Origin of the sequence: Pseudomonas sp. efr-133-TYG-5, assembly GCF_030209175.1 — a bacterium.
Classification (GTDB): Bacteria; Pseudomonadota; Gammaproteobacteria; order Pseudomonadales; family Pseudomonadaceae; genus Aquipseudomonas.
This window is the reverse complement of record NZ_JARVSM010000001.1, coordinates 1316849-1327770: the sequence shown is the minus strand read 5'-3', so window position 1 is coordinate 1327770 and position 10922 is coordinate 1316849. Positions and strand designations below refer to the sequence as shown.

Below are 10922 nucleotides of genomic sequence, written 5' to 3'. Positions count from 1 at the left end.
AACCTGCTGGGTAACCGTAAACACCACTCGGGCGCTCAAGGCGCCCGAGTGGTCTGGAGAAATTGAATGTCGTTGAATCCTGATATCGCCGCATTTCTGCAATTGGTCGGCAACGGCCGGGCCAGCGGCAAACGCGTGGGCATGCATGAGCTGAGCCCGGAACAGGCCCGCGAGCAGTTCGATCAGTCTTCGTTGCTGATGGACGCTGGCGGTGAGGACCTTGCGGTGGTCGATGAACTGCAACTGCCGGTACGTGACGGATCGCTGCTCAACGCGCGGGTCTACAGCGATCAGCCGTTGAACGCTGGGGCCGGGCGTCCTGCTCTGTTGTATTTCCATGGCGGCGGTTATGTGGTCGGCAGCCTCGATTCCCATGATTCACTGTGCCGGGCGCTGGCGGCGCTGGCCGATTGCGTGGTGGTGTCGGTGGCCTATCGACTGGCGCCGCAATTCCGCTTTCCGACCGCCGCTGACGATGCGCACGATGCCTGGCACTGGTTGGTCGCCAGCGCTCAGGACCTTGGGCTGGACAGCACACGCCTGGCGATTGCCGGTGACAGCGTCGGCGGCAGTCTGGCCACGGTGCTGGCCGCGCAATTGGCCGGTGCCGCGGTGCAGCCGCGGTTGCAGGTGCTGATTTACCCGGTCACCGACGCCAGCCGCAGCACGTCCAGCATCGAGCGCTACGCCGAGGGCTATCTGCTGGAGAAGGCATCGCTGAACTGGTTCTACAACCACTATCAGCGTGAGGCGGCCGACCGTCTCGATCCGCGTTTCTCGCCGTTGCTGGGTGCAGTCGCAGCCGATGTGGCACCGGTGTTGCTGGTGCTGGCCGAGTGCGATCCGCTGCATGACGAAGGTGTGGCGTATGCCCGGCATTTGCAGGCGGCGGGGGTCGAGGTCGAGCTGAAAGTCTACGAAGGCATGACTCATGACTTCATGCGCATGGGCGCAATCGTCGATGAGGCCGAAGAGGCGCAGCACTACATTGCCGAGCGGTTGAAGGCGGTGTTTGCGGCGCGCTGACACGCGTTGTCGAGGGACTGGAAAAGGGCCGCTGACTGCGGCCCTTTGCTTTTGCCCGGGGCTGGCTTTCGGGCAGACAGCAAAACGCCGGCAGATGCCGGCGTTCTGTTTGACGCTGAACGTGTTACCAGTTGTAGGTCACGTCGGCGGTCATGGTCCGGCCTTCGCCGTAGTAGCAGTCCAGCGTGCTGTTGCAGCTGGCGACGTACTTCTTGTCGGCGAGGTTTTCCAGGTTCATCTTCACTTTCACGCCTTTGACGTGCAGCGGCGATTTTTCCAGGTCGTAGGAGATCATGGCGTCATACACGGTGTAGGACGGGATCTGGAACGAATCTTCCTCGTAGTCCGAGCCATAGCTGCTGCGCACGTAGCGGGTGCCCAGGCCCATGCCCAGACCGGCCAGCGACGTGGACTGGTCGAAGCTGTAGTCGATCCATGCCGATGCGGTCAGCGGCGGGCTCATGGCCAGGGTGCGACCTTCGCGACCGTCGTTGACGCTGCGCCACTTGATCTGGTTACGCGACACCGAGGCCAGCAGGCGCAGGTTCTGGGTCACGTTGACCTTGCCTTCCAGTTCCACACCGCGCGAGCGCACCGAGCCGCTCTGGCTGCTGAAACCCGGGTTGAGCAGGTCGTTGGTCAGCATGTTGCTCTGGTCGATCTGATAGGCCGACAACTGGATGAAGCCGTCGATGGACGTCGGTTCATACTTGACGCCGACTTCGTACTGTTTGCCTTCGGTCGGTTTGAACGGGCTGCCGTTCATGTCGGCACCGGTCTGTGGCAGGAACGACTCGGCGTAGCTCACGTACGGTGTCAGGCCGTTTTCGAACTCGTAACCGAAGCCGGCGCGACCGGTGAACTTCTCGTCCTTGATGTTCGAGCGGTTGCCGCCCAGCGGTTCCTTGTTGATGGTTTCGGCGAAGTCATAACGACCGCCGATGGTCAGGAACCACTGGTTCCAGCGCATCTGGTCCTGGGTGTACAGGCCGGTCTGCTTGACGGTGTTGTCCCACTTGTAAGGCTGGCGGAAGTTGAATTCGCTGCCGTACACCGGGTTGTACAGGTCGATGGCCGGGCCCTGGCGGTCATAGCGGCCGAGGAACTTGGTGTTGAAGTGGTAGTAGTCCACGCCCAGCAGCAGGGTGTGATCCACTTCGCCGGTCTTGAACTTGGCCTGGGCGATGTTATCGATGCCGTAGACCTTGTTGTCCTGGGCCCAGTCGACGCCAAAGCGAGTCTGGCGGCTTTCGTCGTCGGCGCCGGTCACTGGATTGGGTTCGAACGAGTAACCGTGCAGCGGTGCAACATAACGGTCGTTGAGTTGCGCGTAACGAGCGTTCTGCTTGAGGGTCCAGACATCGTTGAGTTCGTGGGCGATCTCGTAGCCGACCACGAATTGCTCGCGGTCGTACTTGTTCACGCCCGGCTCGCCGAGGAACAGGCTGCGACTGATGCGACCGTTGGCGCTGCGGAACACGGTGCCGTTGGCGGGCAGGCCCTGAGCTTCCGGGGTGTCACGGTCTTTCTGGTACTGGCCGTACAGGGTAATGCTGGTGCTGTCGTTCGGCAGCCAGGTCAGGCTGGGCGCGAGCATCATGCGGTTCTGGTCGGCGTAGTCGATCTGCGAGTTGCTGTCGTTGACCACGCCGGTCAGGCGATAGAGAAACTCGCCCTGGTCGTCGATCGGGCCACCGAGGTCGAACGCGCCGTATTTGCGGTCGTAGCTGCCGCCACCGATGATGACTTCGTGCAGCGGTGTGGCGGTCGGGCGCTTGCCCACCATGTTGACGATACCGCCTGGCTGGTTCTGGCCGTACAGCACAGACGCCGGGCCTTTGAGCACTTCGATGCGCTCCAGGCTGTACGGGTCGATCTGCAGCGAACCACCGGTGCTGCCGCCGCCGTAAGGCAGGTGCAGGCCGTCGAGGTACAGCGGGGTCGGCGAGAAGCCGCGGGACGTCGGTTCGTCGAAGATCTTCACCCGGTCGGAGAAACCGCCACCCGTCATGCCCGCGGTGTAACGCAAGGCTTCGGTGACCGATTGCGAACCGCGCATCTTGATTTCGTCCTGGGTGACGACGTTGATGGTCTGCGGGATTTCCTTGAGCGCGGTATCGGTCTTGGAACCGGTGGCGCTGCGCTTGGCGACGATGCCGTCGACCGGGCCCCACGCCGATTCCTGCGCCGCCGTGATGCTGGTCGGCGCCAGGTCCAGGCTCGCAGCGTTGCCGCGCACGCGCAACGCAACGCTGTTGCCCTGCACGCTGTAGGCGATGTCCGTGCCCTGCAGCAATTGCGCGATCGCCGCAGTCGGTTCCAGGTTGCCGCTGACGGCGGTGCTGCGTTGACCGCTGACTTCGTCCGGGCTGTACAGCACTTGCAGATTGGTCTGGCGACCGAATTCCTGCAGGGCGCTCCCCAGCGACTGCGCAGGAATGTTGATCGCCACGGCCGCTGCCTGCGCCTGGCCGATCATCGGCAAGGTGAGGGCCAGGGCGCATAGGGCTGGAACGGTTGTGCGGAAGGAACGGCGGATCAGCAGAGCCTTGGCGAGCGGGTTGAGTCCGTGCGGTGCGGGCATTGTTCTTCTACTCTTCAAAGTGTTGACTGAGAACTATTTCTATTAACTTTAAGTAAGACGTTGAGCCTTCCGAAAACCGGAAAGGCTCAACGCACTTTTTTTACAGAATTTTCACAATCAGGCGGGCTGCAGCTCGGTGACCACTTTGCCGGCGCTCATGCGCACCAGTTGGTCGGCGACGTCGAAGTAACGATCGTCGTGGGAAATGACGATGATGGTCTTGCCCAGACGCTTCAGGTCCGGTAGCAGTTCGGTGTAGAAAATCCGCCGGAACGTCGGGTCCTGGTCCGCGGCCCATTCGTCGAATACCAGCACCGGACGCTCTTCCAGCCACGCGTTGATCAACGCCAGACGCTTGCGCTGGCCGGTGGACAGATCGGTGGTGGTGAACGAGCCGTCACGCACGCTGACCTTGTGCGCAATCTCCAGGCGCTCCAGGTATTTGTTGGCGTCTTGCGGAATGTGCGTGTCGCCCTGGACCACGTCGTCGAACAGGTAATAGTCGGCGAAGATCGTGGTGAACAGCTGGCGATAGTCGTCGCGGGTGAGGGCGGTCACGACCTGATCGTTGAGGCGGATCTCACCCTGCTGCGGCGCGTACAGGCCCAGCAGCAGCTTGATCAGGGTGGTCTTGCCGCAACCGTTTTCACCGACGATGAAGATGATGTCGCCCTGATCGATCTTCAGGTTCACCGGCCCCAGGCGGAACGGCGCAGCGCCTGCCACGCTCGGGAAACTGTACGCGACGTCGCTGAGTTCCAGGCTGTGCACCGGGGTCTTTTCGTTGCCCTGATCGCTGAGCAGCAAGTGCGGTTCGGGCGAGGAAAACTGCTCGGACAACTCGGCGATACGGCGGAACGCGATCTGCGCCCGGCCAACGATCGGCAGAGCGGCCATGACGTGTTCCAGCGGGCCTTTCATGTACAGCAGCACCAGCACGAAGCCGCTCATCACTGCCTTGTCGGCACTCGGCCACAGCGATTGCAGGGCCAGTGCCAGCCCGATCACCACGAAGAACAGCATCGAACCGAGCGTCTTGGCGACCACATAGATGTTCACCGAACGCACCTGGGTATCGCAGATCTGATCGGCGGTGGTCTGGATGCCCGAGACGAACATGCGCTGACGGCGTGGACGGTGGATGCGCAGTTCCTTGGCGCCTTCGGCAATCGCGTTGTAGTGCTTCTGCAGTTCGTCTTCGTGGTCGCGGGCCTTCATGAAGCCTTGCATGCCACGGCCTTGGGCAATGTACTGGATGACCGTGCCAAGCAGAACCGCTACCGCCATCATCAGGAACATCGGCCACGACAGCATTGCCAGGTAACCCATGCAGCCGAGGGTCACCGTCATGGAGATGGCCAGCGGCGAGAAGGAAAAGGCGAAATCGCTGATGGTGTCGACGTCGTGGGTCAGCACCGGGATCAGCCGATGGCTGCGGTAGCGTTCGATCTGCTCGATGGGCGCCGACAGCACTTTTTCGCCCAGCTCTTTGCGCAGCTTGGCGATGATGTGCTGGCCGACGTAGTTGGTGCCGATGTCGGAGAAGATCGAACTGGCCAGGGCCAACAGGCACAGGCCGGCGAATACGGCGACCACGGTGCTGGTCAGGCCGGCTTCGGAATGCAGCGCGTTGTTGATCGTCGCCAGCAGCGCCGTGACGCTCAGGCCGCCGACCATGCCGAGCAGGATCGAGCCGGCAACGATCAGCCGAAAGGGTTTGAGCAGGGCGAACAATTCATTGATCACCCCGCGTGTTGGTTTGCTCATGGAGGTTCCCTGCGTGAAAGAACGGCGAAGGCCGGGATCGGCTGCGGGCTTCGCCTGGGTGACGTAGAGGGCAGTGGCGCGTCGCAATGGATCGCGCCATCTGTAGAACGACTGGCGGGAGGGTTAATTTAGCGTGGCGGCAGGGGTGTTACAGATCCCGCGCCACGCGGAAACCGATCCAGTCGCCGCGCTCGTCGGGCGCCAGTGCGTTGCGGTTGCCGGAGCGCGAGAACACCGGCGCTTCGCCCCAGTCGTTGCCGCGGATGCGCTTGAACTGGCATTTGCCGGTCTGCCAGGCACTGCCGTCGCTCGGTGCGCCTTCGTAGTTGTCGTTGTAGCAATCGGCGGTCCATTCGTAGACGTTGCCGTGCATGTCGTACACGCCAAAGGCGTTGGGCGCGAAGCTGCCGGCCGGTGCGGTGAAGTTGTAGCCGTCGGCGGCGCCGTAGGTGTTGGCGTGCTTGGCGATGCTGTATTCCTTGCCCTCATCGAACGGGAACGGGAACGGCCCGCTGGTGCCGCCACGGGCGGCGTATTCGCGCAGGGATTCACTCACCAGCCGATACGGCTTGCCGGTCTTTTTCGACAGCCACGCCACGTAGTCGTTGGCTTCGGCGAAGTTCATGCACACTGCCGGATGCCTGTCGGTGTACTGCTTGCGCGGGTCGCTGCCGGCATAGTCCGGCACTCCGGCCTTGCACGCGCGGCCCGGGCGCTCATCGCCGTCGGGCATCGTGTATCCGGTGTCCTTGAGGTAGGCGAACCACTCGCCCTTGAGCACCTGGAAACGGCTGATCGCCAGCGGTCTGGCGAACGTCACCGGGTGCATCGGGCCTTCGTCGGGCTCGCGGCCGACTTCATCTTCCGGAGTGCCCATGGTGAAGGTGCCGGTGGGCAGCACGACCATTTCCGGGCAGTCCTTGCAGTCCTTGAACACTTTGCCCGGTGCTGGCGGGGTGGCGGCTTGTGCAGCGCTTGGCAGCAGGCACGCGGCGAGGGCGGCGAGCATCAGCGCCGGCAGGGTGGGCAAGGCAGAACGAGGCAGTTCACTGTTCATTTCGAGTCTCGTCAAAGGAAGGAAATCGTTGGCACTCAAAGCGCCCGGTCGAGCACCGCCAGCAAGCGGTCAATCTGCGCTTCGTCGTTGAGCAGGCCCGGTGCGGTGCGGATCACCGGCCCGACATCGCGCTCCACGGCGTCGGCCACCACCTTATTGGCCATCAGGTGGGCGGCGATCCTGTCGCTGTCCTGACCCTTGACCCGGAAGAAGGTGAAACCGGCGGAAAATTCCGCGCTCAACGGCGTGACCAGCTCGATCTGCGGGCGTTGCAGCAGGCGTTTTTTCAGGTAGCCGTTGAGCTCATGAATACGCGCCTGCACGTCGGCCTTGCCCAGTTGCAGGTGCAGCTTGAACGCCTCGCTCAGTGCCCAGCGATGCTCGAACGCGTGGTAGCCGCCGGGCGTCATGGTGGTCGAGAAGTGCTCGGCCTCGGAAAAGGTCGGGATGATCGGCGTGACGTATTTCACTTCCGGCGTGCGGCTGACCACGATCCCGGTGCCGCGCGGACCGAACATCCATTTGTGCGTGCCGGCGATGAAGAAGTCGCAGTTCATTGCCGGGAAACTCACGTCTTCCACGCCGAAGCCGTGCACACCGTCGACGACATAGATGATGCGATCGGCTTCGCTGCGACCCCGGTTGTGTTTGTCGACCAATGCACCGATGTCGCCGAGCGGCAGTTTCACGCCACTGCCGGAATGCACCCAGCACATGCCGAGCACACGGGTCTGCGGGCGGATGCTGCGATCGATGTTGGCCAGCAGTTCATCTTTGCTGATGCGGTACGGATCCTCGAACAGGCGAATCTTGCGCACCTTGGTCCCGTCGCGCTGGGTACGCAATTCGAGGATGGTGTGGGTCGCGTAGTGTTCGTGTTCGGTGGTGAGAATTTCCTGATCGGCGCGCACCTGGACGCCGCCGTAAATCATCGCCAGGCCTTCGGTGGTGCTGCCGGTCAGGGCAATCTGGCGAGCATCGGCCTGCACATACCTGCCGGCCCAGGCGCGCACGTCTTCTTCACGTTTTTCGGTGACGCCGTGGTCCCAGTCCATCGCCAGCCCCGGATTTCTGTCGAGGGCGGCGCGATGCATCTCGATCGCCTCGCGCACCGGGCGCGGGTGCGTGGTGACGAGGAAATTGGAGAAGTGCAGCCAGGCCGGATCCTGATCGAACAACTGCTGCAACTGCGCCCACTTTTCGCGTGGCAGCGGTGCGGCGGCGCTGGCAGCGCTGGCGATGTTCGGCAGGCTCGCGCCCAGTGGCAGAGCGGCAGCGAGGATCCCGGCCTGTTTCAGAAAGTCACGACGGTTGCTCATGGCGTGGCCACTTCCCGGCCAGCGGCCAGGGCCGGTTTGGCGGATTTTTCCACCTGATCCCAGACTCGCAGGAAGTTGCCCCCCCAGAGCTTGGCAATGTCGGCTTCGGAGTAGCCGCGCGACAGCAGTTCGGCGGTGACATTGCGGATTTCGCCGACGTTCTCCCAGCCTTTGACGCCGCCACCTTCGTTGAAGTCGGAGCTGATGCCGACGTGGTCGATGCCGATCTTGCGGACGGTGTAGTCGATCGCGTCGCCGAGGTCCTTGAGGCTGGCTTTCGGCTCTTCTTCGAGGATCGCGTAGAGCTGGCCGGCATACTCGCCGAACTTCTGCTCGGACCACGCGGAGATGATCGGATCGCCCGGCATCAGGGCCACGGCGAGGTTCGGCAGCGGCGGCAGGTCGAAGCGCTTGCGCAGTTCATTGAGCTTGTCCTGGGTGCCTTGGGTCAGCGGTCGCAGGTACTGCGAGAAACCGACGATCTGCACCACGCCGCCGCTGTTCTTGATCAGCTGCATTTCCTTGTCGCTGAGGTTGCGCGGGATATCGACCATGGCGCGCGGCGCCGAGTGCGACGCCACCAGCGGCGTGCGGCTCAGTTGTGCGACTTGTTCCAGGGCCTTGCTCGACATCTGCGACACGTCGATGATCACGCCCAGGTCGTTGAGGCGCTTGACCGCTTGCTTGCCCAGGTCCGAGAGGCCGTCGAGGGCGTCCGGCGAATCATTGAAGAACGGCAGCGGCCGCGACGAGTCGGCCCAGTCGTTGTTGCCGATGTAGCTGAAGCCGAACATGCGCATGCCGCGCGCCGTCCACAGGTCCAGCTGGTTCAAGTCGTGGCCCAGCGGGTAGGCGTTGAGCATGCTGATGAAGATCGCGAACTTGCCTTCGCCGTGCAGCCGCCGGAAGTCGTTGGCGGTGTAGGCGATGCCGACCTGGTTGGGGAAGTCGCGGACCATCCCGGAAATGATCTTGTAGCGGATTTCCTGCTGGTTGCGCGCCTCGTCGACGAAGCCGGCGGTGGGCTTGTGCGGGGCGTTCGGGCCGTTCCAGATTTCCGGCCAGCCGAAAATCGTCAGTGCTGCGCCGGACAGCCGACCGCGATTGGCCTTGACCAGGTCGAACTGCTCGCTGCCGTCCTTGTCGACTTCGTTGCCGGTGGTGCCGAAGTTCTGGGTGATGGTGATGTGGCTGTCGAACGAAAGCATGTGCTCGTGCAGTTCTTCGGCCTGCTGCATGACTTTGACCGGGTAGCCGGGGTTGTCCTTGAACCAGATGTCCCAGACCGCGAAACCGGCGCCGGCGCTGATCGCCAGGGCCAGTGGCAGGCCGATGAATAGAGCCTTTTTCGAACGTGGTGTTGTCATTGCCATCTCAGTCAGGTTCGCCGTCGAGGTACAGGCGCGGAGGCCTTTGTTATCTGGGAAGAACGAGCGGGCACGGGGGAAAATTAGTCCGCCGCGTTGGCGCTTAAATTTGTTCGGTCAGCAAACGTTCTAGCTTGGATAAAGCCTGCTTCAGGGCTGAACACAGGTAGGGCAATGAGGATTTCTCGACGATGGTTCATGGCAGGCCTGGCGCTGACCGGCGCTGCCGTGCCTGCAGCTTATTTCGGGCATCGCGAATGGACGAAGCCCGACCCGACGATCACGCCCGGTGAGGCATCGTTCGATGTCGCCGACGTGGCCGGGCAGCGCTTGGCGAATGCGCTGCGCGGGGTCTGGAAGATCCGTTTCGTGGGGCGTGACGCGGGTCTCGACGGCTTGCCGCTCGAGGGCCTGGAAGTGTTCATCGACATCGGCCAGAAGGGCCGGGGCGTGTGCGGCTTCCTCGATACGCCGGAGCGTTTGCGCGCTGCCGACACCCCTCGTTACCGCATTCTCGGCGATCTGGCCGGGGCCGAGGCCTCCAGACTCAGTTGGCGCCTGCTGGGCGCCGGTGGCAGTGTCGACTATGAACTGAACATGGTCCTCGACGAGGTCTGGGCCGATTTCGGCAATGCCGGCAGCGGCACCCTGAGCGGCACGGTGCAGCGTCTCGACCGCGCACTGGCCCTGCCGGCCGAGGATCACCGCTTCATTGCGGTCAAATGCCTGTTCCCGGAAGCGCGGCAGCGGACGCCGTTGAATCCGACACTGCTGGCGTGGCTGGTGTCGCCCGAGCATCGGCTGTTTCACCAGGTCTGGCACGCGACGCGGGACAAGTGGCACGCCTTGTCCGAAGACAAACGCAATGCCTTGCGCGGCCTCGGCTGGCAGCCCGGCCCGCGCGACCTGGAGCGTGATGCTCGCGGTCCGCGCAAGGATCGCAACGGTTCGGGCGTCGACTTCTTCTTCATGCACCGCCACATGCTCGGCACGGCGCGCTCGATGCAGGATCTGCCGTCATGGTCGTTCTTCCCGTTGCCGCAGCCGGAGCTGGTGCGCGACCGTGTCGGGTTTGCCCGTTACTTCGATAACCACGACGGCACCTCGCTGCCGCCGACCTGGCTGGCCGAAGGTGATGACGAGTACGCGCAATGGGTCAGCGACATCAAGACCGCCGAGACCTACCAGAGCAATTTCGAGGTCTGGGAGTCGCAATACCGCGATCCGCAATATCTGTCGAAGCTGACCCTCGGCCAGTTCGGCTCTGAAGTGGAGCTGGGGCTGCACGACTGGTTGCACATGCGCTGGGCGTCGGTGCCGCGCGATCCCTCCAATGGTCAGCCGGTGCCGTTGGCCCGCGATCTGGATGACTTCGCGGCACGCTGGTTCGCCCCGGAAAACGACTTTCTCGGCGACCCGTTTTCATCGCATGTGAACCCGGTGTTCTGGGCTTTCCATGGCTGGATCGATGACCGTGTCGAGGACTGGTTCCGTGCGCACGAGCGTTTCCATCCGGGGCAGGTCACCCGGCTGCAAGTCAATGGCGTGAAATGGTTTGCTCCGGGTCGCTGGGTGGAAGTGGCTGATCCGTGGCTCGGCCCGAGCACGCACGGTTGCAGCACCACGCCGGGCCTGCAGGTCGGCAAGTCAGTGGAAATGGACCCGGAAACCATGAAGCTGGCGCTGCGCATCACCTTTGGCGAAGACGAGAAGAAACTCGAAGGGTTGTTCCGGCGAGTACCGAAGCGGCCGTGGTACGCACGTAATCTGAAGGCCAAGACCAACGCGGTCTGAAGACCGCA

7 protein-coding genes are annotated in these 10922 nt (G+C 63.0%); 2 read left to right on the top strand and 5 right to left on the bottom strand.

What is annotated here, in order from left to right; all coding sequences use genetic code 11:
- The first annotated feature begins 66 nt into the window (after positions 1 to 66).
- The gene (locus tag QRN70_RS06010) at positions 67 to 1026 is read left to right on the top strand and encodes an alpha/beta hydrolase (protein ID WP_285416331.1); all 960 of its coding nucleotides are present in this window, start codon (positions 67 to 69) and stop codon (positions 1024 to 1026) included.
- A 124-nt stretch (positions 1027 to 1150) separates the two neighbouring features.
- Here QRN70_RS06010 and QRN70_RS06005 read toward each other — a convergent pair whose 3' ends face one another.
- From QRN70_RS06005 to pvdM, 5 genes are all read right to left on the bottom strand, one after another.
- Entirely contained in the window at positions 1151 to 3610 is a 2460-nt protein-coding gene (locus QRN70_RS06005; protein WP_285416330.1) for a TonB-dependent siderophore receptor, read from the bottom strand.
- Positions 3611 to 3727: 117 nt separating this feature from the next.
- On the bottom strand, positions 3728 to 5377 hold the full coding sequence (locus tag QRN70_RS06000) for a cyclic peptide export ABC transporter (protein ID WP_285416329.1): 1650 nt from the start codon (positions 5375 to 5377) through the stop codon (positions 3728 to 3730).
- A 148-nt stretch (positions 5378 to 5525) separates the two neighbouring features.
- A complete protein-coding gene (gene pvdO / locus QRN70_RS05995; protein WP_285416327.1) occupies positions 5526 to 6434 on the bottom strand; it encodes a dihydropyoverdine dehydrogenase in 909 nt (302 codons plus the stop codon).
- A gap of 35 nt (positions 6435 to 6469) precedes the next feature.
- Positions 6470 to 7753: a pyoverdine-tailoring periplasmic protein PvdN gene (gene pvdN / locus QRN70_RS05990; RefSeq protein WP_285416326.1), complete on the bottom strand. Its 1284-nt coding sequence runs from the start codon at positions 7751 to 7753 to the stop codon at positions 6470 to 6472.
- Positions 7750 to 9120, bottom strand: coding sequence for a pyoverdine-tailoring dipeptidase-like protein PvdM (gene pvdM, locus QRN70_RS05985; RefSeq protein WP_285416325.1), 1371 nt, complete (start codon positions 9118 to 9120; stop codon positions 7750 to 7752). Before pvdM ends, pvdN begins: the two co-directional genes overlap by 4 nt.
- 174 nt (positions 9121 to 9294) lie before the next feature.
- On the opposite strand from pvdM, the gene pvdP reads away from it, so the two are divergent.
- A complete protein-coding gene (pvdP, locus tag QRN70_RS05980) occupies positions 9295 to 10914 on the top strand; it encodes a pyoverdine maturation tyrosinase PvdP (RefSeq protein ID WP_285416323.1) in 1620 nt (539 codons plus the stop codon).
- The last annotated feature ends 8 nt before the right edge of the window (positions 10915 to 10922 follow it).

Coding starts and splice junctions, on each gene's coding strand:
- QRN70_RS06010 (WP_285416331.1), top strand. CDS start 67: ATGTCGTTGAATCCTGATATCGCCGCATTTCTGCAATTGGTCGGCAAC.
- QRN70_RS06005 (WP_285416330.1), bottom strand. CDS start 3,610: ATGCCCGCACCGCACGGACTCAACCCGCTCGCCAAGGCTCTGCTGATC.
- QRN70_RS06000 (WP_285416329.1), bottom strand. CDS start 5,377: ATGAGCAAACCAACACGCGGGGTGATCAATGAATTGTTCGCCCTGCTC.
- pvdO (WP_285416327.1), bottom strand. CDS start 6,434: ATGAACAGTGAACTGCCTCGTTCTGCCTTGCCCACCCTGCCGGCGCTG.
- pvdN (WP_285416326.1), bottom strand. CDS start 7,753: ATGAGCAACCGTCGTGACTTTCTGAAACAGGCCGGGATCCTCGCTGCC.
- pvdM (WP_285416325.1), bottom strand. CDS start 9,120: ATGACAACACCACGTTCGAAAAAGGCTCTATTCATCGGCCTGCCACTG.
- pvdP (WP_285416323.1), top strand. CDS start 9,295: ATGAGGATTTCTCGACGATGGTTCATGGCAGGCCTGGCGCTGACCGGC.